This window comes from Priestia sp. FSL P4-0332 (genome assembly GCF_038005845.1).
Taxonomy (GTDB): Bacteria; Bacillota; Bacilli; order Bacillales; family Bacillaceae_H; genus Priestia.
Window position 1 is genome coordinate 3,067,494 of the sequence record NZ_JBBOUA010000001.1, and the last position, 25,032, is coordinate 3,092,525.

At 37.5% G+C, this 25,032-nt stretch carries 33 protein-coding genes; 12 read left to right on the forward strand and 21 right to left on the reverse strand.

Features of this window, described 5'->3' with window-relative positions:
• Nucleotides 1-42 precede the first annotated feature (42 nt).
• The 3 genes from MKY06_RS15630 to MKY06_RS15640 form a co-directional block, all read right to left on the reverse strand.
• Nucleotides 43-867: a hypothetical protein gene (locus MKY06_RS15630; protein WP_013057754.1), complete on the reverse strand. Its 825-nt coding sequence runs from the start codon at nt 865-867 to the stop codon at nt 43-45.
• Entirely contained in the window at nt 854-1,519 is a 666-nt protein-coding gene (locus tag MKY06_RS15635) for a cobalamin B12-binding domain-containing protein (RefSeq protein WP_098277633.1), read from the reverse strand. Before MKY06_RS15635 ends, MKY06_RS15630 begins: the two co-directional genes overlap by 14 nt.
• Before the next feature lie 358 nt (nt 1,520-1,877).
• A complete protein-coding gene (locus MKY06_RS15640; RefSeq protein ID WP_078081959.1) occupies nt 1,878-2,141 on the reverse strand; it encodes a hypothetical protein in 264 nt (87 codons plus the stop codon).
• 152 nt (nt 2,142-2,293) lie between these two features.
• Here MKY06_RS15640 and MKY06_RS15645 point away from each other — a divergent pair, with 152 nt between their 5' ends.
• Both MKY06_RS15645 and MKY06_RS15650 read left to right on the forward strand, forming a co-directional pair.
• Nucleotides 2,294-3,076: a PAS domain-containing protein gene (locus MKY06_RS15645; RefSeq protein ID WP_098277634.1), complete on the forward strand. Its 783-nt coding sequence runs from the start codon at nt 2,294-2,296 to the stop codon at nt 3,074-3,076.
• A 238-nt stretch (nt 3,077-3,314) separates the two neighbouring features.
• A complete protein-coding gene (locus MKY06_RS15650; protein ID WP_029322709.1) occupies nt 3,315-4,148 on the forward strand; it encodes an STAS domain-containing protein in 834 nt (277 codons plus the stop codon).
• Nucleotides 4,149-4,187: 39 nt separating this feature from the next.
• Here the strand turns inward: MKY06_RS15650 and MKY06_RS15655 are convergent, their stop codons facing one another.
• The 3 genes from MKY06_RS15655 to MKY06_RS15665 all read right to left on the reverse strand — a co-directional run bounded on the left by MKY06_RS15655 (nt 4,188) and on the right by MKY06_RS15665 (nt 6,186).
• Nucleotides 4,188-4,664, reverse strand: a complete 477-nt coding sequence (locus tag MKY06_RS15655; RefSeq protein ID WP_057273501.1) for a hypothetical protein — start codon at nt 4,662-4,664, stop codon at nt 4,188-4,190.
• Between the two features lie 138 nt (nt 4,665-4,802).
• Nucleotides 4,803-5,279: a hypothetical protein gene (locus MKY06_RS15660; RefSeq protein WP_057273502.1), complete on the reverse strand. Its 477-nt coding sequence runs from the start codon at nt 5,277-5,279 to the stop codon at nt 4,803-4,805.
• A gap of 142 nt (nt 5,280-5,421) precedes the next feature.
• The gene (locus MKY06_RS15665) at nt 5,422-6,186 is read right to left on the reverse strand and encodes a GNAT family N-acetyltransferase (protein WP_029322712.1); all 765 of its coding nucleotides are present in this window, start codon (nt 6,184-6,186) and stop codon (nt 5,422-5,424) included.
• A gap of 198 nt (nt 6,187-6,384) precedes the next feature.
• Between MKY06_RS15665 and MKY06_RS15670 the strand changes: the two genes are divergently transcribed.
• Both MKY06_RS15670 and MKY06_RS15675 read left to right on the forward strand, forming a co-directional pair.
• Nucleotides 6,385-6,648 carry a GlsB/YeaQ/YmgE family stress response membrane protein gene (locus tag MKY06_RS15670; RefSeq protein WP_013057762.1) on the forward strand — a complete coding sequence of 88 codons (264 nt, stop codon included), beginning with the start codon at nt 6,385-6,387 and terminating at the stop codon, nt 6,646-6,648.
• A gap of 158 nt (nt 6,649-6,806) precedes the next feature.
• On the forward strand, nt 6,807-6,992 hold the full coding sequence (locus MKY06_RS15675; RefSeq protein WP_013057763.1) for an aspartyl-phosphate phosphatase Spo0E family protein: 186 nt from the start codon (nt 6,807-6,809) through the stop codon (nt 6,990-6,992).
• A gap of 43 nt (nt 6,993-7,035) precedes the next feature.
• Here the strand turns inward: MKY06_RS15675 and MKY06_RS15680 are convergent, their stop codons facing one another.
• Complete coding sequence (locus MKY06_RS15680; protein WP_013057764.1) at nt 7,036-7,851, reverse strand: STAS domain-containing protein; 816 nt, start codon at nt 7,849-7,851, stop codon at nt 7,036-7,038.
• 350 nt (nt 7,852-8,201) lie between these two features.
• On the opposite strand from MKY06_RS15680, the gene MKY06_RS15685 reads away from it, so the two are divergent.
• Nucleotides 8,202-8,471: a GlsB/YeaQ/YmgE family stress response membrane protein gene (locus MKY06_RS15685; RefSeq protein ID WP_013057765.1), complete on the forward strand. Its 270-nt coding sequence runs from the start codon at nt 8,202-8,204 to the stop codon at nt 8,469-8,471.
• Between the two features lie 280 nt (nt 8,472-8,751).
• Here the strand turns inward: MKY06_RS15685 and MKY06_RS15690 are convergent, their stop codons facing one another.
• The 4 genes from MKY06_RS15690 to MKY06_RS15705 all read right to left on the reverse strand — a co-directional run bounded on the left by MKY06_RS15690 (nt 8,752) and on the right by MKY06_RS15705 (nt 10,938).
• Nucleotides 8,752-9,168 (reverse strand): hypothetical protein, encoded by a 417-nt coding sequence (locus MKY06_RS15690; protein WP_013057766.1) that lies wholly within the window; start codon nt 9,166-9,168, stop codon nt 8,752-8,754.
• A gap of 161 nt (nt 9,169-9,329) precedes the next feature.
• Nucleotides 9,330-9,494: a hypothetical protein gene (locus tag MKY06_RS15695; RefSeq protein ID WP_013057767.1), complete on the reverse strand. Its 165-nt coding sequence runs from the start codon at nt 9,492-9,494 to the stop codon at nt 9,330-9,332.
• Nucleotides 9,495-9,506: 12 nt separating this feature from the next.
• Nucleotides 9,507-10,088 carry an ATP-dependent Clp endopeptidase proteolytic subunit ClpP gene (gene clpP / locus MKY06_RS15700; RefSeq protein ID WP_013057768.1) on the reverse strand — a complete coding sequence of 194 codons (582 nt, stop codon included), beginning with the start codon at nt 10,086-10,088 and terminating at the stop codon, nt 9,507-9,509.
• A 427-nt stretch (nt 10,089-10,515) separates the two neighbouring features.
• Nucleotides 10,516-10,938 (reverse strand): MerR family transcriptional regulator, encoded by a 423-nt coding sequence (locus tag MKY06_RS15705; RefSeq protein WP_289915741.1) that lies wholly within the window; start codon nt 10,936-10,938, stop codon nt 10,516-10,518.
• Between the two features lie 249 nt (nt 10,939-11,187).
• Here MKY06_RS15705 and MKY06_RS15710 point away from each other — a divergent pair, with 249 nt between their 5' ends.
• Nucleotides 11,188-11,631 (forward strand): HIT family protein, encoded by a 444-nt coding sequence (locus MKY06_RS15710; RefSeq protein ID WP_098449179.1) that lies wholly within the window; start codon nt 11,188-11,190, stop codon nt 11,629-11,631.
• Nucleotides 11,632-11,662: 31 nt separating this feature from the next.
• Here the strand turns inward: MKY06_RS15710 and aspA are convergent, their stop codons facing one another.
• Nucleotides 11,663-13,093 (reverse strand): aspartate ammonia-lyase, encoded by a 1,431-nt coding sequence (aspA, locus tag MKY06_RS15715; protein WP_014459383.1) that lies wholly within the window; start codon nt 13,091-13,093, stop codon nt 11,663-11,665.
• Between the two features lie 19 nt (nt 13,094-13,112).
• Complete coding sequence (locus tag MKY06_RS15720) at nt 13,113-14,096, reverse strand: asparaginase (RefSeq protein WP_013057772.1); 984 nt, start codon at nt 14,094-14,096, stop codon at nt 13,113-13,115.
• Nucleotides 14,097-14,363: 267 nt separating this feature from the next.
• On the opposite strand from MKY06_RS15720, the gene MKY06_RS15725 reads away from it, so the two are divergent.
• Nucleotides 14,364-14,720 (forward strand): helix-turn-helix domain-containing protein, encoded by a 357-nt coding sequence (locus MKY06_RS15725; protein ID WP_013057773.1) that lies wholly within the window; start codon nt 14,364-14,366, stop codon nt 14,718-14,720.
• A 23-nt stretch (nt 14,721-14,743) separates the two neighbouring features.
• On the opposite strand, the gene MKY06_RS15730 is transcribed toward MKY06_RS15725, so the two are convergent.
• The 3 genes from MKY06_RS15730 to MKY06_RS15740 all read right to left on the reverse strand — a co-directional run bounded on the left by MKY06_RS15730 (nt 14,744) and on the right by MKY06_RS15740 (nt 17,230).
• Entirely contained in the window at nt 14,744-15,136 is a 393-nt protein-coding gene (locus MKY06_RS15730; RefSeq protein ID WP_053487452.1) for a hypothetical protein, read from the reverse strand.
• 146 nt (nt 15,137-15,282) lie between these two features.
• Nucleotides 15,283-15,453 (reverse strand): hypothetical protein, encoded by a 171-nt coding sequence (locus tag MKY06_RS15735; RefSeq protein ID WP_013057775.1) that lies wholly within the window; start codon nt 15,451-15,453, stop codon nt 15,283-15,285.
• A gap of 286 nt (nt 15,454-15,739) precedes the next feature.
• Nucleotides 15,740-17,230 carry an MFS transporter gene (locus tag MKY06_RS15740; protein WP_061859310.1) on the reverse strand — a complete coding sequence of 497 codons (1,491 nt, stop codon included), beginning with the start codon at nt 17,228-17,230 and terminating at the stop codon, nt 15,740-15,742.
• 294 nt (nt 17,231-17,524) lie between these two features.
• Here MKY06_RS15740 and MKY06_RS15745 point away from each other — a divergent pair, with 294 nt between their 5' ends.
• The 5 genes from MKY06_RS15745 (at nt 17,525) to MKY06_RS15765 (ending at nt 21,513) form a co-directional block, all read left to right on the forward strand.
• The gene (locus MKY06_RS15745; RefSeq protein ID WP_013057777.1) at nt 17,525-17,839 is read left to right on the forward strand and encodes an ArsR/SmtB family transcription factor; all 315 of its coding nucleotides are present in this window, start codon (nt 17,525-17,527) and stop codon (nt 17,837-17,839) included.
• Nucleotides 17,840-17,909: 70 nt separating this feature from the next.
• Nucleotides 17,910-18,338: a DMT family transporter gene (locus MKY06_RS15750; RefSeq protein ID WP_013057778.1), complete on the forward strand. Its 429-nt coding sequence runs from the start codon at nt 17,910-17,912 to the stop codon at nt 18,336-18,338.
• 12 nt (nt 18,339-18,350) lie between these two features.
• Nucleotides 18,351-18,800, forward strand: a complete 450-nt coding sequence (locus MKY06_RS15755) for a DMT family transporter (protein ID WP_029322719.1) — start codon at nt 18,351-18,353, stop codon at nt 18,798-18,800.
• 241 nt (nt 18,801-19,041) lie between these two features.
• Nucleotides 19,042-19,497 (forward strand): hypothetical protein, encoded by a 456-nt coding sequence (locus MKY06_RS15760; protein WP_014459377.1) that lies wholly within the window; start codon nt 19,042-19,044, stop codon nt 19,495-19,497.
• 393 nt (nt 19,498-19,890) lie between these two features.
• Entirely contained in the window at nt 19,891-21,513 is a 1,623-nt protein-coding gene (locus MKY06_RS15765; protein WP_013057781.1) for an APC family permease, read from the forward strand.
• Between the two features lie 30 nt (nt 21,514-21,543).
• Here MKY06_RS15765 and MKY06_RS15770 read toward each other — a convergent pair whose 3' ends face one another.
• The 5 genes from MKY06_RS15770 to MKY06_RS15790 form a co-directional block, all read right to left on the reverse strand.
• Nucleotides 21,544-21,963, reverse strand: coding sequence for an Rrf2 family transcriptional regulator (locus MKY06_RS15770; RefSeq protein WP_116327016.1), 420 nt, complete (start codon nt 21,961-21,963; stop codon nt 21,544-21,546).
• A 99-nt stretch (nt 21,964-22,062) separates the two neighbouring features.
• Nucleotides 22,063-22,707, reverse strand: a complete 645-nt coding sequence (locus MKY06_RS15775) for a hypothetical protein (RefSeq protein WP_029322723.1) — start codon at nt 22,705-22,707, stop codon at nt 22,063-22,065.
• A 192-nt stretch (nt 22,708-22,899) separates the two neighbouring features.
• The gene (locus MKY06_RS15780; protein ID WP_013057784.1) at nt 22,900-23,265 is read right to left on the reverse strand and encodes a hypothetical protein; all 366 of its coding nucleotides are present in this window, start codon (nt 23,263-23,265) and stop codon (nt 22,900-22,902) included.
• Nucleotides 23,262-23,567 (reverse strand): antibiotic biosynthesis monooxygenase family protein, encoded by a 306-nt coding sequence (locus MKY06_RS15785; RefSeq protein ID WP_289915769.1) that lies wholly within the window; start codon nt 23,565-23,567, stop codon nt 23,262-23,264. Before MKY06_RS15785 ends, MKY06_RS15780 begins: the two co-directional genes overlap by 4 nt.
• A 164-nt stretch (nt 23,568-23,731) precedes the next feature.
• Complete coding sequence (locus MKY06_RS15790; protein WP_013057787.1) at nt 23,732-24,964, reverse strand: NAD(P)-dependent malic enzyme; 1,233 nt, start codon at nt 24,962-24,964, stop codon at nt 23,732-23,734.
• Nucleotides 24,965-25,032 lie beyond the last annotated feature (68 nt).

Sequence of the window (25,032 nt, forward strand, 5' to 3'; positions counted from 1 at the left end):
GAAAGAGGAGAAGAAAGTTATTCTTTCTTCTCCTCCACTCTTTTAACTCACATTTTTATTCACAGCAATAATTTCACTAAGATTATTCATATAAATAATTTGATCACCAAACGTTCTATTTTTCAAAGCAGCCGTATGGTGAGGCTTCATGCCGATAATGTAGCATGTGATACCCATGAGGTAGAAGGACTGCATAAAGCCTGCAAAAGCTTGAATTCCTTCGGTTGTTAATATATCTAAGCCTCCAAAGTCAAATAGAAGCGTGGTGTAATTTCCTTCATGCGCAAAGTTTTGCAAAATGCACGTATTTTCAGCTACAAGATCTGTATCTAAGTCTCCAAAAAGAGGTATAAGTCCTACTTTAGAGGATAATTTAATAAAAGAAGCGGACAATTGCTTAATTTTTTGTAATGATTTTTCAAGACGTTCTTTTTGTTCAAGCAGTTCAAAATCTGTATCTGCTAATCGTTTCCGATGGTCTTGAACAAGATTCGTTAGCTCTTGTATACGTTCATCTTGGCGAATACAAACTAAATGACCTATATCACTATCCCATTGAATTAAGCATTCAAACAGTGAATAAGGCGAATCATTGGTTTGCATCACAAGCTCTACTTTCTGAATAGCCTGGCCTCGGCTTTGGACAAGCGTTTGCTCATCATGGGGTTCGTCTACCGACAGTTCTCGAGAATCTTTTTGGCGCAAGCTTAAAAACTTTCTCGCCTTTTCTTGACTAAATACGTCTACAAGATCTAAAAAATTAGCTGAAGGCTTAAATAAATGACCTGATTGTTGCGACCATTCCAAAATATTAAATTCAGTATCCACTAAAAAGTAAGGAATTGGAACATATTCAAGCATCGACATTAACTTCCACTCCTTTGTGATAACTGATTAACCAGTTATTTAGTTGGTGAAGATCCGGAATTAGGCGTGTATGCTCAGAACAGTAGGAACGGAAATCAATTTGAGAAACTAAGCGCCCTCCTACCATTACAGTTGGTCTTGGTTCTAATTTGTCCAAAGTTTTGGTATATTCAGCAAGCCTCTCAATATGATAAGGAATACTGACAGATAATCCTACCATTTGCGGTTTCCATTCTATAGCCATTTTCTCAGCGTATTCCAGAGGCAGATTGGCCCCTAAAAAGCGAGTATTCCAACCATGTTCTTCAAACAATAAAGCCACCATCTTTAAACCAATAAAGTGCTGTTCTTGTTCCAAGCATAGAAGCAGTGCCTTTGGAGCGATGTCTGAAGCGTGTCCCTGAATTTTTTTATAAAAGCGATAGCGAGTTAGCACATAATCACATGTCGTAGTGGCGACATGCTCATCAGCTACAGAAATGATATTTTCTTCCCACATATCTCCAGTTACTCGCATTGCGGTTGTAATTAAATTTTCATAAATATCTAGGCTGTTCTTTCCTTGTTGGATTTCTTCTAGCACAATTTCCCAAGCGCTGTCTTGATCACCAGCTAATAAATAGCCTACAAATTTTTGTACTTGAGATTTCATTGTTTCACCTCAGTAAACGTAAAGCTTTTAAGAAACTTGAATAAAAGCTTCTCGTCTCTCTTTTTCAAGATCGCCTAAAATGTATACCACTTTTAGACTAACACATGTTGCCAATAGCAACAACCTAAAAATAGAATAATAACTTTTTATCTTACTACACTCAGTAAAATATGACTAGTATTTCTCTAAATATTCTCCCTTCCCTTTTATTTTTATTTAGAAAAAACACCTCGGCATTTTGTACCGAGGTGTTTTTCCAGTTGTCATCATTTCGGCTCAAAGAATGTAAGTTCGTCTCGTTCTCTTTTAAGCATTTCTACTTATCTTCCACTTTCAATAGACTTTCAAACATATGTATTTATGACTCTTCTGCTCCGACCATAATACTGATAAGATAGAGCGCTGTCATAACTGAGCCGATTGTATTGCATATCAAATGAATATATTGGCTGGTCGCCATAAACAAGTATAAACTTAGCGACAGCAGCATCGTTCCGAACAAAAAAGACCATTTAAATAATGACAGTGGCCGCTTGAACTTTAGCCGCAAACAAAAAATGAGAATAAAGCCTACTAGCGCCATCACAAAGAAACTAACGTTAAATAAATTGATGGTTATCACGTTTGTTCACACTCCCTTTGCTCCTGAAACTATTATAACATATTTTTCCTTATCTTCATTCTTTCTCTAGGAGCAAACGCGTCGAAAATTGTTTTTTTGACGTGTTTATGTCACAATATTTTTATAAAAATTCCAAGGAATGAGGGAATGCATTGACTACACCTGAAGCTCAAGATTCAAAATGGTCCATTTTAAATAAAGCCCTTCATAGCTCACAATCTGGTATTATCGTGACAGACCCTTCTTTGCCTGATAACCCAATTATTTACCTTAATCAAGGGTTTTCCCTTATGACCGGCTATAAGGAAGAAGAAGTATTAGGGGAAAATTGCCGTTTTCTACAAGGTCCTCTTACAAACCCGCACCACGTTGATGAAATTCGCAGCGCTATCAGCCGCAATCAGTCAGTCTCTGTTACGCTTGTTAATTATCGAAAAGACGGCTCTTTCTTTCATAATCAGCTAACGATTGACCCAACATATATAGAAGAAGAAGATAAATACTACTTTATCGGTGTTCAAAAAGACGTAACAATAGAAATTACAGCCCAGGAACAGCTTCAGCAGGCTTTGGAAGAAGTGGAAAGGCTATCCACTCCTATCGTGCCAATAGAGGAAGAAATCTCTGTTCTTCCATTAATCGGAACGTTAAACGAACGGCGTATAGAAATGCTATTTAATAGCTTCACCGCGCGTAATACAAGCAGCAAAGATCGTTATTTAATCCTAGACGTCTCAGGATTAGCGCAATTTAATGATTCATTCGGCCGTGATATTCTTAATATTTACAATTGGCTGAAGCTCATGGGAACTCAGCTTGTTTTAACAGGAATTTCTCCTGACATGGCCATACATATGAGCACTATAGAAGATGATATGTCCTTTATTTTAGTCTATCAAAGCATTAAAGATGCCTTGCCGAAGCTAAAGCTATAAGCATAAGAAGTGGTTCTTTATGAAAAATAGTTAAAATGCATGAATATGCTAGTTAAAAAATGTTTATTTTTTTATAAATTGGGTTTGAGAGTATACAGTTAGGGAAAATAAGGCGTATAGGAAAATAAATGCGCTTCATAATGGATTTATTTATAAGCATCCTCACTCTAGATCAGGGGATGCTTTTATGCCTTTATTTATAAATCAATTAGACTATACATATATAAGGAGAGTCTTCATGCATAAAAATCAGGACTTATATCATTTTTTCAAAGAACATTCTCTTCAATTAACTGAAGACTGGTACAATCAGCTCGACGATGAAAATGAGTTTTCTGTCTATTCGAGTGAAAATCCAGCAATTGTGAAAGAACTGAAGCAGCAAAATCAAGATTATTTTCAGCATTTATTTGACGTATTTATAAAGGATGAGGAGTATTTTTTTTCAGATTTTCAGCAGTGGTCGATAGAACTAGCACGTGATCCAAAGCATTTAAGTACGCCTCTTCACTTTATTATTCGAGAATATTTTAATTCACAAAAAATTGTCGTTAATTATTTAAAGAAGTTTATCTCTTTGCATTCGAATGAGGTAAGCGTAGATAAGATATTTATGTGGTATGACATTATTGTTAAAGCTTTTGATCTATCTATTTATATCTTTATTCAAGAATATCATAAAAATACGCAAGAACAGCTGAACGCTCAGAAAGAGTTAATTAATGAATTAAGTTCTCCTGTCATCATGCTTCAAAACAAAGTTGCACTTTTGCCTCTTGTGGGGGATATTGGAACGGTCAAAAGTCAGTTTATTTTAGAAAATACACTTCAGCAATGCTCGGAAAAAGGCGTTGAACATTTATGTATTGACCTGCTCGGTGTAGCTACGATTGATACGATGATGGCACAAGAGATTTTTAATTTGGTAAAAGCTCTTCGTTTAATTGGTGTGCAAACAATTTTATCTGGAATTCGACCGGAAATTTCTCAAACTGCCATTCGCTTAGGGCTTTCATTTGAACATGTTAAAACTACTTCTTCTCTTGCACAAGCACTTAATTCTATTAGTTAAGCATATGGCTCTCTATTACAACAGTATAGAGAGCCATATCTATGGCGTTTCAAATTTTACTGGAGTATAGTAGACACGCCCGATTAACTTTTTTCCTTTGCTATCTTTCCAGTCCGCTACGAGTATATACCGATCACTGCGAGAGGTAGAATCTACTGTAATAGCAGATGTTTTTTTTATGTCCTTTTTTTCTACTATGTTTTCGTAAATAGACTGATTGCGAATTTGTTTGTAATAAAGCGCATTAGGTTTTTTACCATCTATTTTAATGGACACTTGACCACCTTGAGAGACGGGAATACTATCTTTCATAACAATTTGTCTAAAATTTTTTCGTTCGCCAAAATCAGCTTCACATTCGGTCCAGCAAAAAAATAAAGGCTTGATGATGGCTTCTTTGCCTTCCGCTATTATTTTTATAGCGGGTGGATAAGGATCTTCAAGCGTTTCAGCTGTAGGAACCTGACATGCGGCTAATGAAAACAAACTAAATAGAATAACCACCACTTTTTTCATACTATGTCCTCCCTTTTTTGTAAACGTGGTGCACGTAAGTGAGTGGGTGCATAGTATACTCTTTCGCCTGCAACCAAAAGATTCCTTTTATAATCAACAAAAAAACAGCTGCCTATTTGTTTAGACAGCTGTTTTTTTCTATTTACTTAGCATGCTTATTTCTTTTTTCATATCTTTTTCTACATATTCCATTAAATCAGATACGTAGGTTTGAAGCGGTTTTGTTGCGTCTTTGTGATCATTCATCGTTAATTCATAAATGCTATCGATATTATCAATCATCAGTTCCATATCATCGATGACGCCCGTATGCTTATACATCGTTTTCATCGTAGGATCAAGGGAAGCTAATTCATTATATTCATAGTTTATAGTATTTGAAATATCATCGAGTTCATTGATAAATTGCTTTTTGTTTTTTTTTTCGGCCATAAGCTGATTATACTCTTTAAAAGCAGTTTGAAGGTTTTTCTGAGAGGCAGTCAATACTTTCAGCTGTTCTCGTCCTAAATAATAATCATAAATACTAGTAACAGTAAAATATCCCCCAAATGTGAGCGCGATTCCGATAACCAAACCTATCCAAAACGTGCTCGTTTTAAAAAAATGTTTCATAATGACTCCTTTTATCTGTGTTCTCTGTACAACACTAGCTCACGCTGCTGCTTTTTCCTAGGATACACCAAAAACGAAGTGGAAGCTACACTTTTTTAAAAATTTGTCGAAATTTGTCTCTTTTCTCACAAACCGCAGCACATTATGTTCTATCTCTATTTCTCCATCTATATACATCAAATTCGTTAACCGCTGTAAAACCAAGTTTTTCATAGGCTGGCTTTCCTGCATTTGTAGCATGCAAAATACACGTATCCGCCTGTTTTTTTGCTTCAGTAAGAACTTCCTTCAAATATGCGGTGGCCAGGCCTTTTCTCCTCATATGTCTAGCTGTAGTGATACAATACAAACCCGCTGTACCGTCATAAAAAAAGAGAGACCCAGCTACAGCTGGCCGGTTGTGATAAAGACCCAGATATAACTGATATTGGTCAGTGTGCTGCATAAGCTGCCTAAACCTTTCAAGAAAGTCAGCTTGATATTCTTTTGGTTTTTGATAGCCGTCTATGTATACCGTTATCCATTCTTTCAATTCAGCTTCTGTGCGCACTCGCTTACATTGAAACCCTTCTACTCCTGTATGTATGTATTCTTTTTCTTGAATGTGCTGAATCATTCCAATCCATTTTTCATAAGGAACAAATCCATTTTTATGAAGAACTGGCCCAAGGTTATCATATGAAGATGGACCAACAATCCATAAAGGTTCCTCCCCTTCCCGAGAGCATATCCCTAACGCAGGCTCAATATGACGGGTTCCTGCATATATACCCCGATTGTAAGGAGATGCAGAAATCCATTTAATTTCTGACGTATCCACCTTCACAGATTTCTTCGTATGCTGAAAATACATCCAGTGCTGAATCAAGTGCTGTTCTACTACATCGCTTTGATTTTTTATTTTCACTTCATGTCTCCTTTCTCTTCTAAACTATGTTCCTTTTTCTATTATATACTAGTTAGTCTATTTTCTATGACTCTATCGCAGTTCTTAAATCCTTTTACAAGTTTTTTTTATTTTTTTTGCTATTCTATGAATAGTTTTCTTTTAAGTGGGGTACTAACCTATATAAGCGATACATCATTAAAAAGGAGGATGATATTTATGTCATTTTTATGGGCACTTATTGTAGGTGGTATTATTGGGTGGCTTGCCGGATTAATTACGGGAAGAGACGTTCCAGGAGGTATTATTGGTAACATTATTGCCGGTTTTATCGGTTCTTGGTTAGGTTCAGCTATCTTTGGAAGCTTCGGACCAGTTGTAGGTGGATTTGCTATTATTCCTGCTATTATCGGATCAATCATTTTAGTGTTAATCGTAAGTTTCATTATGAGAAAAATGCGTGGTAATCATAAACATGCTTAATAAATTATTATATTAGAAAAATAACCTCTGTTGAAAAAGAGGTTATTTTTTTATATGAAAAATTCTTAAAATTTACTATTTTTAATTTCATAATATTGAAAAATAAACCTCTTAATGTTAATTTAACCATAATCACTATAGAAAAAAGAGGAATTAACATGCTGCTTTCAACCCACTCAAAAGACAAATCCATGTACCAAATACTAATAGAAGAAATCGAACAGACACGAACGTTAATGATTCAAACGGCTGTCCGTGAAGGAATGACAAGTCCTAACACACTTCAAGTTAGTCAATCATTAGATGCTTTATTAAATAAACTTCAAATTTTCTTCTACCAATAAAAGCCCGTGAGTATGTAACCATATCATGGGCTTTTGTGTTGTATTAGTCCGCTTGATTAACGTATTCCACTGCTTGGTGAAGGCTGCTGAAAGTCGTAATGTCAGCCAAATCTAACCCTAAGTTCACCATCGTCTGAGCAATTTCAGCGCGAATCCCGCTTAAAACCACTTGAATTCCTAATAATCTTAAAGCACCGATTACTTTAAAAATTTGGTCCGCTACCATCGTATCAATAATTGGAACCGCGTATAAATCAATAATCAGCCAATTTAGCTTGTAGTCGCTGCCGTGTTGAAGCGCATTTTCCATTAAAATTTGAGCGCGATTTGTATCTAAATCGCCAACAAGAGGAATCACGCCAATTTCTTTCGTAATGCGTACCACAGGAATTGAAAGTTCATCAATTGCATAGCGTGCGGATTGAATTTTGTTTGCAAAGTCCGTCATATATGATTTACTAACCCAGTGTACAGCCTTGTCTACTACTACGTTGAAACGAGAAATAACTTGATAGAAGGCATCAAACGTAAACGTCTCAGCTTTTGCTTCTTCTTTAATAATTTCTCCGATAACATTTCGGTAATAGCTGATTTCTTCTAATGCAACATCCAACGGAAGCTGAAGGACAACGAGTAAATTCGCTACTTCTCTTCCCCATTCCTCAAGTACTTCAAAGTTTTTGGTATCATTTGTTGAGACAGAATCAGCATATATTTGAATTAAATGAACGCGCCACGGTTCTAGTTGTTGTTGAATATCTTTTTCTTCATATTTTTTTTGTTTTGAGAACTCTTCTTTTTTTTCTAAAATTAAATTCGTAATGTGTTTAAGCTTTTTATCTAATAATAATGACTCCATATTGTTCTCCCGTTAAGAATTTGTTTACTTAAAATGATATCACAAATACCGTTAAAAAAAGTAAAACTAAGGGAAAAAGCTTTAAAAAATGAACCGGATGTCCCCTTTTACGAATAGAATGAGCTAAATTGAATCTAAAACGTACACGAGCTGAACTTCTCTCCTTCATTTTATCGTTACTTTCACAGTGGATTCTCATACATAACTCTTCAATTTAATGTTGGGCTATCTTAGCATATATGATAAATAGATAAAAAAATGTAAAAGGGTATGCAGCAAGCATGTCGCATGACAAAGTGTGTTTTAGGAAAGACTGAAAAGGAATTCCCTATAAAAAGGAGGTTAGGTATATGTCATTTATTTGGACGCTTATTGTTGGAGGACTTATCGGCTGGCTTGCCGGTGCGTTGACAGGACGAGATGTTCCAGGTGGAATTATCGGAAACATCATTGCCGGGTTTATTGGAGCATGGTTAGGCTCTCTAATTTTTGGAGATTTTGGTCCAGAGATTGGCGGATTCGCAATTGTTCCTGCTATTATTGGTGCTGTTATTTTAGTCTTAATTGTGAGTTTTGTTTTACGCAAAATGCGCGGAAATAATAATCATCGACATGCCTGAATAAAAAAGAGAAATCAGCGTCTTGATTTCTCTTTTTCCCTTACTTCTTATAGCAAAATGTTTTAACAGTGAACCTACCTGTAAGTGTAACTCTTTATTGCTACATTTAAAAATGGCTGCTTGTCACCTCTCACATTGAATACTTCTACACCCTCATATCAAGCGCGTTAGTAAGGAGCAGCCCTGTGCCTTCGAGATCATCAAGCATATCGGTGAAGGTAGCTCCAATATGAACAAGTGCAGTTTTAGCTTTCATTGGACATTGTTTTATAGTTGCTTTCTATTTGGGCTCTACTAATTCAATAAATGATCTTGCTTGTTTGCCCTTTAACTGTGCGTAGTGTGTATCTGTAGCTAATTCAACGGTTTCATTTCCTAAGTTGACCCACATCCGATAAGATTGTACCTTTATATCCTTTTTTGTTTCCACCGGTTCAAAGTGAAGAATGTAGTTAGGTTTTCGAATCATTTCAGCTTTTTCTTCTCTCCATGATACATCTTTTAACCACTGCTGCACTTTCTGTACTTGATTTTGGTCTTTCATTTTAACCGCATGGCCATATTGATTATCGGCTATGTATTTTTCGATTACGAGCTTTTGTTCAACAGTACCGCTTGAAGCACTGCTTTGCTGACATCCTGTTATCACCCAACAAATAGCAATGAGAACAACTAATCCAGACCATACTTTTTTCATTTACATCTACCTTTCTTTGTGTAATTGAAATGAGATGTTCTTGCTGAATGATGCTACCAGCTGCTCGTTTTTAAATCTCTTTTTGCATTCTCCTTTCTTCATATAAATCCCTGCTTCATTTGCTCAAAAAAACTGAATCCCCGAAAGGATCCAGTTTTTCGTTACGATTCGACATCTTCTATGACATGAACAGCGCGAATAGCGGCGTTTATTTTTGCATGTTGAATTCGCTCTTTTGCTTCTTGTATAGTCATTGCTTCTACTTCTTGATAAAAAATCACGTTCGCCCATTCATATTCTACTGAATAACGATTTGTTTTTTCCACACGGTATCCTCCTTATTGATGAACTAAAATTTGATCAATCATGCCATATTCTTTTGCTTCATCCGCTGTAAAGAATGTATCTCGATCAGTGTCTTTTTTAATCGTTGACAGCGATTGCCCTGTTCGTTCAGACAGCAGTTCATTTAGGTGGTCTTTTAACCGCAAAATACGCTTCGCTCGAATCTCAATTTCAGCTGCTTGTCCTTTTGCCCCTCCTAGCGGCTGATGAATCATCACTTCGCTATTAGGAAGAGCAAAACGTTTCCCTTTTTGACCGCCCGCTAGTAAAAATGAACCCATAGATGCCGCTAGCCCTATACACAATGTGCTTACATCTGCACGTATAAGCTGCATCGTATCAAAAATAGCCATGCCCGCTGTAATAGATCCTCCCGGTGAATTAATATAAATGCTGATATCCTTTTCTGGGTTTTCTGCATCTAAAAATAAAAGCTGAGCAATAATGCTAGTAGCCACCTCATCCGTAACTTCACCTGTGAGCATAATCACTCGGTCGAGCAACAGCCTTGAATAAATATCATAGGCACGCTCTCCTTTGCTTGTTTGTTCTACTACATATGGAGTTAAGTTCATGTGACCGCCTCTTTCCACTGAATTAGTACGAGCAAATTTTTTCACTTTTGCACTGATTTCATGATTTAAAAATGAATCCCCTATCAACTCTTCATCCGTAAATTTAATCATTAGAGAATGCCTTTCTTGCTGTATATGCAAGGTTTCATCGCGGTAAGTCACAGCAACTGCAATCTCTGCCTGTGGATATAAAACAGTCTCTTCCGTGTAGAGCTCTATTAATAGAGGTTCATCGTCGATATGTTTTACTTCGATTTGCCCCTGTTTGTTTTCCCGGTATCCATTTAAGTTTGTCGTTTTAAACAGACCTTCGGGCAGCTGAATATCAATCGTGATGTTTGTTACTTTTACTTGCGAACGTTCAAATGTAATACAAAGGTGGTTCATTCCTTCTTCTTTTTCCATCACTGATTTTGCCACAGCTAATTTAATCATGCGATGAATGATCCTTTAAAATTTGAGTAACAGACTTAATTACTTTTTGCCGTACGTCCGCTGATAAATTTCGATTCATAGCTACAAACACATCTTCATTGACTTGATGCATTTCTTGATTTTGAATTTGTTTGCTTTGGTAAAGAGGGAGCTGCGCACCGATGTTTTTTACTTCTTCATCACTCATGGAACACAGCGTTTTTTGAATGGAAGCTAGTGACTCACCTGCTTTTGATAATGTTAAAACGGCTCGAAAGTAGTGAACGTGCTGATCTGTATAGACACGCTTATTCCCTACTAGCACTAGCGGAGGAACAATTTCTATTTGCGTGTAATACCGTACCGTACGCAGGTTCAAGTCCGCACCTTCATTATTTAATAACTCCGTAATTTGCTTTCCTGTATATGTATTCAAACAATCCCCCCTTATTAGTTACAGTTAACTGTTACACTATCATTATACTGTAAAGATTTTATTTTTACAATTAAAACCATGGTAAATTTTAGATAAAACAACTAACCATATAAAAAGAACAAAACAAAGAGCCCAGGTCATATATCCGGGCTCTCTTTACTAAGCGAAAAAATACCTGTGTATATTTCAAACTATTCCTCCTGATACTTCTCGTGCTACACTTTAGTTATCTTAAAAAGGAGAGAACGTATGGTGGTGAATCCACGTATAGATTGCTTAGGGTGTCGATTAGCAAATAACCAAGAGAAATCGCATGTGATATTTGAAGATTCGTTTGTGACGTGCCTATTAGATCACAAGCCATTTAACGAAGGACACGTCTTAATTCTTCCTAAAACACATATAGTGGAAATCGACGAATTTGATACTGAACACATACTGGCCGTGATGAATGCAGCGAAGCTAATGACAAAAGCAGTGAAGACGCTCTTTGTTCCAGACGGAGTTACTCTCTCTCAAAACGGCGGGATGTTTAACGAGTTAACTCACTTTCACATGCACATCGTTCCGAGATATAAAGAGGAGTGTTTCGGAGGTTTTTATACGCAAATTCCTCAATATGCTGAAAAAGATGACGTCTTGGCTGCAACAGCTCAGAAAATGCGCCGCGTCATTCATCACATGTCTTCATAAAAAAACGGCTTCCATAAGGAAGCCGTTCTTTTTATTGTCGATCAAACAATGAACTTCCTGCAATACCAGGGTTCGTCATTTCAAATGGATTTAAAATGAGATCTAATTCCTCTTCTGTTAACACATCGTATTGAAGGCAAAGCTCACGAATTGGTTTTCCTGTTAAAATCGCTTCACGCGCAATACGCGATACGACTTCATAGCCTAAGTGAGGGTTAACAGCTGTAATAATTCCTACGCTTTTTTCTACATATTCTTTCATGCGCGTTTCGTTTGCTTCAATTCCTGCTAAACAGTGATCTGTAAAGCTTCTGAAACCGTTGTTCATGATGCTGATTGATTGAAGCAAGTTAAATACAAGCACAGGTTCCATGACGTTAAGCTCCATCTGACCTGCTTCTGAAGCAAGAGAGATCGTTTGGTCATTTCCCATTACTTGAAACGCAATTTGATTGATTAATTCAGCCATAACCGGGTTTACTTTTCCTGGCATGATTGAAGAACCAGGCTGACGGGCTGGAAGGCTGATTTCTCCTAGACCTGCACGAGGTCCAGATGCCATTAAACGCAGGTCATTTGCAATTTTAGACATATTCGTCATACAGATTTTAAGCGCTGCAGATACTTCTGTATAAGCATCTGTATTTTGAGTAGCGTCCACTAAATGCTCTGCATGCACAAGCGGCAGACCGCTGATATCGGCTAAGTGTTTGACTACATTTTCAATATAGCGAGGATCTGCATTTAAGCCTGTTCCAACAGCTGTCGCCCCCATATTTACTTCATGCAAGTGGTCACGCGTTGCGCTGATACGCTTAATGTCGCGCGCTAACACGCGGCTGTATGCTTCAAACTCTTGACCAAGACGAACGGGTACAGCATCTTGAAGGTGCGTACGGCCCATTTTAATTACATGATCAAATTCTTGCGCTTTTCGCTTGAACACATCATGCATATCATTCATTGTAACAAGAAGTTTGTTTAATAAGTTCAGCGTTGAAATATGAATAGCCGTTGGAAATACATCATTTGTTGACTGAGACATATTCACATGGCTGTTAGGACTTAATTTACCGTATTCGCCTTTATTGTCTCCCATAATTTCAAGGGCACGGTTTGCAATAACTTCATTAGCATTCATATTCATTGACGTTCCTGCTCCACCTTGAATAGGGTCCACAATAAAGTATTCATGCCACTGACCTGCTAAGATTTCATCAGCTGCTTGCACAATCGCATTTCCAATACCCTCATACAAGCGCTTTGTATCCATATTTGCAAGCGCTGCCGCTTTTTTTACAATAGCAAGCGCTTTAATCATTTCTTCATGTACTTTATAACCCGTAATCGGGAAATTTTCTACGGCACGTGCGGTTTGTACACCGTAGTATACGTCTGCTGGGATTTGTTTTTCTCCTAGAAAATCAGCTTCTGTACGATATCCTGCTGTTTCTTGTTTCATAGCTGTACCTGCTTTCTTTTTAATTAATATCTTCTGCAATCGACGTTTCCATCATCTTTTTAACTTGGTGAGGGTCTTTCGTTTGTCCGAGCACCCACATTAATTTAGGAACAATGGCTTCTGTGTTCATGTTTTTTGAGCGCACGACGCTGTCATGATTAATCATTCGGCCTACTTCATAAATGCCCATGTCTTCTCCTTCTTCAAGACATTGAGTCGTAATGACAACGGATACACCGTGGTTTGTTAACTCAACAAGCTTGGCTAAAATGTTGCGAACTTGAAATGGAATACCTCCACTTCCATAGCTTTCAACAACAACGCCTTGATATACATCCTTTAATCCATCGAAAAATTCAGGTTTAATGCCGGGAAACAGTTTAACAACTGCTACATCCGTACAAAGAGATGTATTAACCGTCAACTCTTCTTTACTAGAGCGAACGGGTTTTGTATATTCCACCGTATTATCATGGATAGACGCCACGTATGGATAATTAATGCTTTCAAATGCATCATAGCTTTTTGTACGAAGCTTGATTGCTCTTGTGCCTTGAATCACACGACCGTCAAAGACTACATAGACTCCGCCTGTTTCTTCACAAGCAAAGCGAATCGCATCTGCAATATTGCGCTTCGCGTCCGTTTTACTAAATGAAATAGGAATTTGAGATCCTGTAATCGCAATTGGTTTTTTAGAATGCTGAAGCATGTAAGAAAGAGCTGCCGATGTGTAGGCCATTGTATCAGTTCCATGGGTGATAACAAAACCATCGTATTCATTATAATGCTCTTCGATCGCTTTTGCCATCTCTATCCAACATTCTGGCTGCATATTTGTACTATCAAGATTCATAAGAGATTTGCTGTCAATTTGACAGTGTTCATTTAAATCAGGTATGTAGCTTAGTAATTGATCTGGCTCCATTCCAGGAACAAGTCCATTTTCACCTTCAAGTGAAGCGACCGTTCCACCAGTTGATAACAATAATAGTTTTTTCAAAACCGACATCCCCTTTGCTTAATTTTTGTAAAAAAACCTGACAATCTATCAAATAAATTATATTCATTTCGCGTACTTCACCTGTAATTATAGTAACCAAAAATCAATAAATCAAGAGAAAAATTATTCGTTTCGCGTACACTTTTCTCTGCAGCAATGATATAATGAATAAAAATGTAAATTAGCTCACGGTTTGATTACAAAGATCTGCGCGCGAGCTGAATGCCTCGGTTTTTTACATACTACACCTACAAAGGAGCGTCATGAATGTTAAGCAGATTAGCTCAACTCAGGAAAGAAAAAAAATGGTCTCTTCAATATACAGCTGACCAGCTTGAAATTGCTAAAAGCACCTACGCAGGATACGAATCTGGCTATCGTCGTCCTTCTCTTGAAGCACTCGTTACAATCGCAGAACTATTTGATACATCAACAGACTACTTGCTAGGTAAGGAAAAGGAACCTCATTCTCTTTCAGATGCACCCATTGAATTAACATCGCCTCAAACTCATACGATTACGGTTGACGGTGCGGAACTATCTCAAGAAGAAATTCAGCAGCTGACAGCTTTTATTCGTGCTAAAAGACAAATTGAAAAAGAAACTGCACCTTCTTCAATTTAAAGAAGATTAGAAGCAGGGTGCTTCTAATCTTCTAGCTGCATTTCTAAATAGCCTACTACTTCTTTTGTTATTTCCTCTTCTGTTTCTTCCACCAGCTCTCCGGTTATCTTGCTGCCTGGGAGCTTCCTCGAAGAACGGATGCCCCAAAACGTGCGTACACAGTGCCAGACAGGAATAAAAAGACCGTCTAAAAACTCATCTTTTTCCAAAATACCCACGTGAATAGTGGCGTGGTAACCGGGCTGAAAAGGATTTTCTCCTTCACGGATCACACCTACAGAAAGCTCCATCCCTTTTTTTTCAAAAGCTTCTTTATATTGTGCATATATTGATTTGAGAAGTTCTTGCATAGATCTTTCAACTGTATGTATATGTTGTTCTAACTGCGGCGTAAATTGTTTTGCGATGTATTCCATCTATCTCCCTCTTCTTTCAGTTCCCTATCCCTTATTTTAGCGATTTTCATTTTATTGTATCATAAGAAAAGCGTTTGTCTGTCTAGCAGAAAACCCCGCTTTTTTATAGAAAAGCGGGGTTCATACATACCTTTACTAGCAATAGCTTACATTGCTTTGTCTTGTTTAGAAGATGATTTTAATTTTTTATTTTTAGTTGGATCTGGCTCATTAGAAGACATGATAATGTTTCCTTCGCCGTTGCACACTTTGCACTTTATAAATCCAAATTTCTTACCGGCTCCTTGGCATTGTGGACAAACATATCGAATTGGCATAAACTGTACCTTCCTTCTTTCTAATTTATACCTGCGCCTTGAAAGCGCCTGTGGCTAGTTTATAGTTTTATTATAAGTTGTACAATCCACCCTATCAAGACGTGCCAAATTGCACATCTTTAATGGTAAGAAATCCTTCCTTTCTAAAATTCACCTGAAAAATGAGTCGATAGACAGGAGAATTTCTTTTCTTGTCAAAAGGCAATACGTCAGAGGAAGTTTCTTATTGGATATAATTAGCGAATGCTTGCGCGGAAAATTTTGCGCTTTTTCGCGAAGTTCAAGGTTAAACAACCGTTTTATCTCGAATTTCTTTTGAAATGGTTACGTCTTTCCAAAGCTGTTCGTATTTATAACCCGTTAAACTTTCACAAACCGCTTGCGCTTCAGGAGTAACGTCTTTCGCTCGGCCTCCCTTTTTTCTTCTTTGAATTTCAGCTAATAAGATTTTGTGATTTTCCGGACTTATTTTAAACCATATGGTTGCGATAATTCCAGCGAGAATCAAAATAGCAGGTACAATCATGAACAGCTTTTGTAAGCCGGCTAGCGTAGACGCTGACTGCTCGGCGTTTGGTACATAACCAATATTCTTTAAGGCAACACCAACAAGAAAAATCGCAAGCGCCTGAGAAGATTTTCGAATAAACGACATCAGCCCTGCATACACGCCCTCTCTTCTTTTTGTCGTAATCATTTCATCTACATCTGATACGAACGGCAGTACATTCCATGGAATCATAATCGCTCCAGAATGACCGCTTCCTAAGAAAAATGCTGCTAAATAAATAAGAACTAACGAGCTATCTGTTGTTAGGAAACTGAATAAAACAATGCCCGTTCCCCAGATGATCATGCTGAAGTTATAGGTTAATTTATTTCCTAACTTAATGGCTATGTACGTAACAAGAGGAATAAATAGCACTTGTGTAATTTGCACAAAGCTTAGGGTGTCTGCATAAATAGCTTCGCGCAGCATGTAATAGGCAATAAAATAAAAGAAAAGAGCATTAAATACATCCATTGCAATGTAAGATGCTAAGTACATGGCAAGATACACGTTAAACGACTTATTTTTAAATGCACTTCCAAAACTGATAAAAAGCTGCTTAAATTCTAACCAAAATCCGCTTTTCTTTTTTCGTTCCACTACTTCTCCGCTATCCCAAGTTCCTTTATAGACAAAAATCCATGGAAGAGCAAAAAGAAGACCAAAGATAATTCCCATGATTAAATACCCTTGTCCACCTGGAAATGCATCAATGATTCGTTTTGGAAAGAAAGCGCCTAAAAATGAAGCGCCTTGTGAAAAGACCATGCGTATTCCCGTCATTTTCGAACGAATACTATAATCTGTAGTCATTTCTGCTGCTAGCGTGTTGTAAGGGACCATCACCATACCAAACGCCGTGTTAAACAAAAGATAGGCTAAGATAAAATAGGTGTATTTGAACATATGCGAACCTTCAATAGGAATCCAAAGCATGCTGAACGTGATGGCAACTGGAATGATTCCAAAAAGAAAAAAGACTCTTCTTCGTCCTTTTTTTGTCTGAAGATGATCAGATATGTACCCAATGGTTGGATCTAACAAAGCATCCCACACTTTTCCAAGAGCTACAATCGTTCCTGCTTCTACAGGAGAAAGCCCGACTACATCTGTTAAAAAAACCATAAATAATGTGCCGATAATAAAAAAGGATCCTCCGCCAAACAAATCCCCAAATCCATACGCTACCATATTACGAAAGCGCACTTGTTTTGTTTTCCCTTGCATATGCAGCCCTCCCCCTGAGTAAATAGACTAGCTTCTTTTGTTATTCACTTTTTTCTATTTTACTAAACTACCCCTTAAAAAATAAGGAATATGTCATCTGTTCTACTCAAAAAATAAGGTGCTTTTTAATTATATAAGTAGAAAAACAGCCGAATAAAACGTTCTTCTTTATACTCTTTTATAAGTTGACTTTTTGTTCACAGCTGTTATAATTCAACCCATCGCTTTTTATTTAGCTATAAAATGCAAACTTGAACATTTGACATCTGAGCTGTGACGAATAAAATAATAAGTATGAAACCTATTGATATCTTTAAAGCATTATCTAATGAAACTCGATTAAATATATTGGAGTGGTTAAAAGAACCTGAAAAGCATTTTAAAGACCAACAAGCACATTTGCCTAAGGAGGTCAGCAGCAGAGGCGGTGTTTGCGTGGGAGATATTCAGGAAAAAGCTCAGCTGTCTCAGTCCACAGTGTCCAGTTATCTTTCCATGATGCAAAAAGCAGGTTTGTTAGAGTCAATTCGGCACGGTCAATGGACATACTATCGCCGAAATGAAGAAACGCTTCAAGAGCTTTCTTCATTCTTACGAAAAAAACTTTAACGAGTTTTTTTCACTCAATATATCTATTTTTCTAGATATATAAATATAAAGAAGTGTTGGAGTGATACATGTGAAGTTGTTGGTTTATTTGGTTGCGGTTCTAGGCGGCGCTGCTTTAAGTATGGAAGGCGCTATTGCCGGAGAACTCGGAAAAACAGTGGGAAAACTTGAAAGCAGTTATTATATTTTTATTATGGGAACGCTCATTTTAGGTCTGACCACTTTATTTGCTGGAAAGGGAGATTTACCTTACGTCTTAAAAGCGCCTAAGTGGAATTTAACCGGCGGTTTATTAGGTACGGTTTATTTAACAATTCTAGTGATTAGTATCCCCTTTATCGGAATTGGCGTTTCAATGGTTGCTGTTATTGTGGGCCAAATGATTACAAGCATGATCATTGAGCATTTTGGTTGGCTTGGCAGCAGCAAAATTAAAATTAACAAAGAACGCGTAATTGCTATTGTATGTATGGGAATTGCGCTTGTGCTTATTTTCTAGGAGGGTTTTACGATGAGTTTATTGATGGTGATACTTACCTTAATAGGAGGATTAACGCTAAGCGCTCAGTCTTCTATTAACGGTACACTAAGTAAAAAAACAGGTACGTTTGAAACAGCTTTTTTAACCTTTGCGACAGGTGCCATGATTTTAACGATTGTCGTTGTATTCTTTGGTCAAGGAAACATTCTCTCTGTTTTTGATGTCCCTAAATGGCAGCTTACCTGCGCCTTATTCGGAGCATCTTATTTATTTTTAACTGTTTTAGCTGTACCTAAAATTGGTGTAACAGCAGCTAATATCTCAACTGTTATCGGTCAGTTATTTGCAAGTATGATTATTGACCATTTTGGCTGGTTTGGAAGCAAGGAAGTACCCTTTGATCTATCCCGCTGGATTGGTGTAGCATTTATGCTATTAGCTCTTTATTTTATTTTTAAAGGCAATAAGAAAACAGCATAAAATGTTCATGAAAATAGCCAAGTGTCCTTATGTAAAGGCACACTTGGCTATTTTTTGTACGTAAACCACATCTGAATTTTCAATCAATTATTTAGAACATATTTTATTTAAACTAAATTGATTTTAAATAAGGTAAATTCCACAAAAAAAATTGTGCATACCTTCCTGCCTTTGTTCAAAAGATAAAGAGGCAGATCTAGAAAATCAGCTACATAAACGAACAGGTAAGGTGGGTTTTTTCGTGGGAAAATTTTTATTTTTAGCAGCATTTGTCTTTTTTTGTTTTACGCTTTCCATTTCCGCAGAAGAAAATATACCAGAAGAAAATATAGAATCACACGTAAGTCAGCCTGTTGTAAAAGATTTTATTTATCAATCTCTTGAACCTTGGGTACATCAAGATATTACTTCTCATTATGAGAAGGTTTACGGTAAACAGCATAAAAAAGTAAAAGTTCGCCCGATTAAAAAAGATGATATCGGGATACAAATGGGTGAAATACAGCCCGGCAAAGGCGGTAAGTTCACTCATATTGTGCGGGTGAAAATCTTGAACTTAAAAGTAAAACCCGAGGGAGAAGATGAATTTTTTGCAACGGATACGCTTATTTATAAAGTGAATATCAACGAACTTTCTGCTGAAAATGATGTAGAAAACGTCGTAAAACTACTCGAGTATAAACATCAAGAAAGATAAAATTCCAACTCTCCCCCCTTTTGAAGGTATTTATTCCTCTATTCAAAGGGGGCTTTATTATGGAGTATGTTTTTTCTTCACGTATTTAGGGAATATAACTACCACTTATCCCCTAATTTTTTCATATTGCTAGTGCATAAGGTACGAAGTTGATAACTTTTTGTCGGATTGTATCTATTTCTGTAGGGTTTCCTGTAGGATAAAAAAGAAAGTAAAGCGCTTTAATTACCTTGGCAGAAAGGTTGAGGATAGCTGTCCTGCATAAATGGAAATCAATAGGTATCAAGAACTGCATGTAACGACAAAAGTTGACAACCAAAGATTTCAGAATAATAATAATAAAGCAACAACGTTTAATTGAAAGACTTATTTTATATGAAAGGTGTTAGTCAGATGAACAATTTACATCGAAGAATGGGAACATTCGCGTTAACCATGACGGGACTTGGATCAATTATTGGTTCCGGCTGGTTATTTGGAGCGTGGCGAGCAGCTCAAATTGCAGGTCCGGCTGCTATTTTATCATGGGTCATTGGAATGGTCGTTATTTTATTTATTGCACTTTCTTACAGTGAATTAGGATCCATGTTTCCCGAAGCTGGCGGGATGGTCAAGTATACGCAGTACTCGCACGGTTCGTTTATTGGTTTTATTGCTGCTTGGGCAAACTGGATTGCGATTGTATCCGTTATTCCAGTCGAAGCAGTAGCTTCTGTACAATATATGAGCTCATGGCCTTGGAAGTGGGCACAGTGGACAAGCCACCTCGTAGAAAAAGGAACGTTAACTGGCGAAGGATTAGCTATCGCTACTGTGCTATTGATTATTTACTTTTTACTGAATTATTGGACAGTTGGACTATTTTCCAAGGCCAACTCGTTAATCACTATTTTTAAAATTGTTATACCGGGACTTACAATTGGAGCACTTTTATTTGTAGGCTTTCACGGAGAGAACTTCACTTCTGGAAGCAGCATCGCACCAAACGGCTGGGCTAGTGTGCTAACAGCTGTTGCTACGTCTGGAATTGTGTTCGCTTTTAACGGCTTTCAAAGCCCCATTAATATGGCTGGAGAAGCAAAGAATCCTGGAAGAGCTATTCCGATTGCGGTTGTAGGCTCAATTTTAGTGGCTACAGTCATTTATTTGCTTCTTCAAATTGCTTTTATCGGTGCGGTAAACCCTTCTGATATTGCGAAGGGATGGAGTCATTTAAATTTCAACTCTCCATTTGCAGATTTAGCCATTGCGCTTAACATCAACTGGCTTGTAATTGTCCTGTATGCAGATGCGTTTGTTTCACCATCTGGAACAGGTATTACGTATACAGCTACTACTGCTCGAATGATTTATGGTATGGAACAAAATAAATATTTGCCAAGTGTTCTAGGACGCCTTCATCCTATTTATGGTGTTCCGCGTCAAGCCATGTTTTTTAACTTAGCTGTTTCTCTTGTCTTTTTGTTTTTATTTCGGGGCTGGGGCGTGCTTGCTGAAATTATTTCAGTCGCTACGCTTATTTCTTACATTACAGGTCCTGTTACAGTTATGACGCTAAGACGAACTGGAAGCGATTTATATCGTCCCCTTCGTTTAAAAGGATTAAGCATTATTGCGCCGCTCGGCTTTATTTTTGCTTCATTAACGCTATATTGGGCGCGCTGGCCGCTAACTGGACAAGTTTTGTTTATTATTTTAATCGGCCTGCCTATTTATTTTTATTATCAAGCAAAGGCTAAATGGAAAGGCTTTCGACAGAACTTCAAAGGCGGCGTATGGATGGTTGTATACTTACTTTGTATGATGACTATTTCATGGCTTGGAAGCGAAAAGTTTGGGGGCCTTAATGTCATTAAATATGGATGGGATATGGGAATTATTGTTGTTGTTTCTCTTCTCTTCTACACATGGGCTTTAAAAAGCGGCTTCAAAACAGAGTATTTAGAGAATGGAAGAAAAGTGAATGACGGCTTAAAAGCAGCAGCGGCTGAAACAGCCGCTTCCGAAGAGTCGTAACAAAAGCACCTTGCATGAGCAAGGTGCTTTTTAGTGAGCAGTTCTAACTTTTTTCAGCACGTCTTCGATCGTAATTTGATCTAAATGCCTGATTACGCTTTGCTCACTCTCTGTAAAAATGTCGTCCATCACTGTTTGAATGTTTGATTTCACAATACAGTCAGCGTCAGGGTCGCCGCTGCACCAGTGAGGCTTCAGCGTTCCTTTTGATATAACTCGGTAAATCAATCCAAGACTTATTTCAGCAGGACTGCAGCCTAAAGTATAACCGCCGCCTAGCCCTTCTTTTGTCCGAACCAAGTTGTTTTTTCTGAGTGTACTCATTATTTTCCGAACCCGTGCAGGATTGGTACAGATGTTATAAGCAATCGATTCACTGCTTGCTCGGTGATCTGGTAAATTTGCTAGGAACACTAAGCTGTGCACGGCAATGGTAAATTCACTGTTCATCTTCCATAAACCACCTTTTTTCTTTCTCTACTGTAACGTTAAGTGACACAGTTGGAAAAGTCAAGAGAGCAAGGAGGGAAAGAAGAACTGTAGCTTTATTTATTCACGGTCTTCTTTTTCTATACTTTCTACTTCATTAGCTGAGTTGATTTCAAGGTATACCGTCTTTTCTTTTAAACTGCCCTTTTCTTCTTTTTCAAAGTCTGTGCTTTTTTGATACGTTTTTTTGCCGTTTGGAACTTTTACCGTTATATGTTTGTTACTTTCTTCTATAAAAACACCTACAATTTTACGTTCGTCTCCATCTTGTTCATACACACCATTTTTATCTGCTTTTGCTTTTGGAGTTAATTCAATACTAGTTGCTTCTTGTTTAGCTGCGTCAATTTCAGCTTCTACTTCTTTATTAATCATATCTTTTAGCTGTGAGCCTTCCACTTCCATCCCAGAGCTTTTTGGTACTTTAACGAGTTGATCATCGATATTCAGCGTCATTTCTTTTTCAGCGTCTTTTTTTAACGTACCGATCAAGTCAAAATCTTCATCTTTCCCCTTTTTAATGTCTGGGTCGCTCGAATACTGCTGTAGCTTTGTCAATTCTTGACGGTCTTCAATTGGTTTTTCCTCTGCTTTATGATTATCAGATTTTGTCTTGTTAGCTGGTTCACCTGAACAAGCTGCCGCACTTCCAATCATACATAGAGTAATTAAGAACAGGATTCCTTTTGTTAGCTGTTTTTGCATATGTATTCTCCTTTTTCTTTTTTATTTCCACCTTTATACATATGTAAAACAAAAAAAGTGAGACATAACTACATACAGGAAACCAACGTTTACCCTACCCATGAAAAAATCCGAACAGATTGAATTCTCTAACAAGAATCAAACCCGTTCGGATTTCCCTTCAACTAAAACACTTTTGTTCTAGCCTCTTTTTTAAAGCTGCTGTTGCTTCAGTATATGATTTGCTTCTTCTAAGTAAGTCACATACGCCTGTACTTGTTTATCACCGTAATTATCTAATTCAAACAGCGCTTCTTGTATAAAATTAAAATTATCAATAATATGCTGTGTTTTCATGCCTCTACTTGTGAGTAAATTGTTTAACCATAAGGCATAGTCCGTAAAAATTTTCAGGTTGTCTAACTTATATGTTGTCTCAAGATACTTCATATGATAATGATTATCTTCATGGCATCTTTCTTTACCGCGCTCTCCGAATTTTTCGAGCAAAGAAGGTTCTAACTCGTAGATTTTCTCCGTTACTCTTTCGACGATCTTATTAACGGGAAGTGAACTCATCGTGCCACCACTTTGTACTGAGAAACTTTTGGGATGACGGCTGCCAGTTCTTGATCAGGGTACTTTTTCTCTAAATCATGAATACGCTTGAAATCTTCGCTTCGTACCCAGCTTAAATAATTCTCTTTCGTATCAAATGTAAGCTGAACGGTGAGCTCCCCTGCTCGCTTATCGTTTTGAAGAAGTAGAAAGTCTACAAATCCTGGAGCCTCGTCGACTGATTTTGAACGATTTTTATAAATTCCAATCACTTCTTCAGCTTTTTGATCCGGTACATTAAATGTTGAAAATACGGTGTACATCTTTGTTCCTCCCTTTATGATACAAAACCTGGGTTCTTTTCTCTTTATTGTACATCATATGGGAGATGAAATGGTGTTACGTTTAGATTTCACAGCGGTTACAGCAGGTCTTTAAAATAAAAAGCCCTTTGAAACAGCGTTTCAAAGGGCTTTTTTACCCGTTATTAGTTTTCGATTTTTGTTAATTGTTCTGTATGTGTTTTTACACGTGCTGGATCAATTGTAATGCGGGCAACGCCTGAATCCATTGCCGCTTTTGCTACAGACTCTGCTACAGCTGGCGCTACGCGAGGATCAAATGGTCCAGGGATAACGTAATCTGCGTTTAGCTCTTCTTCTGTAATAAGGGCTGCAATTGCTTCAACAGCAGCTTTTTTCATTTCTTCGTTGATATGAGTAGCGCGAACGTCTAACGCACCGCGGAAAATTCCAGGGAATGCAAGAACGTTATTTACTTGGTTAGGGAAGTCTGAACGACCTGTTCCAATAACAGCCGCTCCTGCTTCTTTTGCAGCGTCTGGCTTGATTTCTGGATTAGGATTTGCCATCGCAAAGATAATTGCATCTTCATTCATTGATTTAACCATCTCTTGAGATAATGCATCTGCTGCAGATACACCGATAAATACATCTGCGCCTTTAATTACATCGCTTAGCGTACCGCTTTCTTTGTTTACGTTTGTATAAGAAGCCACTTCAGCTTTCACTTTGTTCATACCTTGAGAGCGGCCTTCATAAATAGCACCTCTCGTATCACACATAATCATGTCACGTACACCGTAAGAATAAAGAAGCTTTGTAATGGCAATGCCGGCAGCTCCTGCTCCGTTTAAGACGATTTTTAAGTCTTTCATTGATTTATTGACAATTTTCAGTGCATTTACAAGTCCTGCTACCGTTACGATTGCTGTGCCGTGCTGATCATCATGGAACACAGGAATATCTACTTCTTTTTTCAGGCGCTCTTCAATTTCAAAGCACTGTGGAGCTGCGATATCTTCTAAGTTAATGCCTCCGAATGTATGAGCCATTAATTTCACAGTTTCAACAATTTTATCTGTATCTGTTGTATCAAGTGTAATTGGGAATGCATCTACGCCTGCAAAGCTTTTAAATAAAATTGCTTTTCCTTCCATAACGGGAAGTGAAGCCGCAGGTCCGATGTTTCCAAGGCCAAGAACAGCGGTACCATTTGTCACAACGCCGACCATGTTTCCTTTCATTGTGTAATCATACACCGTTTCTGGATGTTCATGAATTTCTTTACAAGGTTCTGCTACTCCCGGAGAGTAAGCTAAGCTTAAATCTTGAGCGTTTTGAACTTCAACTTTTGATTTAACTTCTAACTTACCTTGTTTTTCTTGATGCATATGTAGTGCTTGATCACGTAGTGACATAATTGTATTCTCTCCTTTTTTTCTATACATTTAAATTTTTTAATGAATTTATTTAACACTTGCTTTTT

Bases quoted from the DNA above. Each gene is read 5' to 3' on its own strand.
- MKY06_RS15635 (WP_098277633.1), bottom strand. From the start codon at position 1,519: ATGAAATCTCAAGTACAAAAATTTGTAGGCTATTTATTAGCTGGTGAT.
- MKY06_RS15770 (WP_116327016.1), bottom strand. From the start codon at position 21,963: ATGAACAGTGAATTTACCATTGCCGTGCACAGCTTAGTGTTCCTAGCA.
- MKY06_RS15775 (WP_029322723.1), bottom strand. From the start codon at position 22,707: ATGCAAAAACAGCTAACAAAAGGAATCCTGTTCTTAATTACTCTATGT.
- MKY06_RS15730 (WP_053487452.1), bottom strand. From the start codon at position 15,136: ATGGAATACATCGCAAAACAATTTACGCCGCAGTTAGAACAACATATA.
- MKY06_RS15650 (WP_029322709.1), top strand. From the start codon at position 3,315: ATGCATAAAAATCAGGACTTATATCATTTTTTCAAAGAACATTCTCTT.
- aspA (WP_014459383.1), bottom strand. From the start codon at position 13,093: ATGAAACAAGAAACAGCAGGATATCGTACAGAAGCTGATTTTCTAGGA.
- MKY06_RS15660 (WP_057273502.1), bottom strand. From the start codon at position 5,279: ATGAAACATTTTTTTAAAACGAGCACGTTTTGGATAGGTTTGGTTATC.
- MKY06_RS15745 (WP_013057777.1), top strand. From the start codon at position 17,525: ATGAAACCTATTGATATCTTTAAAGCATTATCTAATGAAACTCGATTA.
- MKY06_RS15790 (WP_013057787.1), bottom strand. From the start codon at position 24,964: ATGTCACTACGTGATCAAGCACTACATATGCATCAAGAAAAACAAGGT.
- MKY06_RS15670 (WP_013057762.1), top strand. From the start codon at position 6,385: ATGTCATTTTTATGGGCACTTATTGTAGGTGGTATTATTGGGTGGCTT.
- MKY06_RS15710 (WP_098449179.1), top strand. From the start codon at position 11,188: ATGGTGGTGAATCCACGTATAGATTGCTTAGGGTGTCGATTAGCAAAT.
- MKY06_RS15675 (WP_013057763.1), top strand. From the start codon at position 6,807: ATGCTGCTTTCAACCCACTCAAAAGACAAATCCATGTACCAAATACTA.
- MKY06_RS15690 (WP_013057766.1), bottom strand. From the start codon at position 9,168: ATGAAAAAAGTATGGTCTGGATTAGTTGTTCTCATTGCTATTTGTTGG.
- MKY06_RS15785 (WP_289915769.1), bottom strand. From the start codon at position 23,567: ATGTACACCGTATTTTCAACATTTAATGTACCGGATCAAAAAGCTGAA.
- MKY06_RS15755 (WP_029322719.1), top strand. From the start codon at position 18,351: ATGAGTTTATTGATGGTGATACTTACCTTAATAGGAGGATTAACGCTA.
- MKY06_RS15740 (WP_061859310.1), bottom strand. From the start codon at position 17,230: ATGCAAGGGAAAACAAAACAAGTGCGCTTTCGTAATATGGTAGCGTAT.
- MKY06_RS15725 (WP_013057773.1), top strand. From the start codon at position 14,364: ATGTTAAGCAGATTAGCTCAACTCAGGAAAGAAAAAAAATGGTCTCTT.
- clpP (WP_013057768.1), bottom strand. From the start codon at position 10,088: ATGAACTTAACTCCATATGTAGTAGAACAAACAAGCAAAGGAGAGCGT.
- MKY06_RS15630 (WP_013057754.1), bottom strand. From the start codon at position 867: ATGTCGATGCTTGAATATGTTCCAATTCCTTACTTTTTAGTGGATACT.
- MKY06_RS15685 (WP_013057765.1), top strand. From the start codon at position 8,202: ATGTCATTTATTTGGACGCTTATTGTTGGAGGACTTATCGGCTGGCTT.
- MKY06_RS15735 (WP_013057775.1), bottom strand. From the start codon at position 15,453: ATGCCAATTCGATATGTTTGTCCACAATGCCAAGGAGCCGGTAAGAAA.
- MKY06_RS15655 (WP_057273501.1), bottom strand. From the start codon at position 4,664: ATGAAAAAAGTGGTGGTTATTCTATTTAGTTTGTTTTCATTAGCCGCA.
- MKY06_RS15765 (WP_013057781.1), top strand. From the start codon at position 19,891: ATGAACAATTTACATCGAAGAATGGGAACATTCGCGTTAACCATGACG.
- MKY06_RS15780 (WP_013057784.1), bottom strand. From the start codon at position 23,265: ATGAGTTCACTTCCCGTTAATAAGATCGTCGAAAGAGTAACGGAGAAA.
- MKY06_RS15680 (WP_013057764.1), bottom strand. From the start codon at position 7,851: ATGGAGTCATTATTATTAGATAAAAAGCTTAAACACATTACGAATTTA.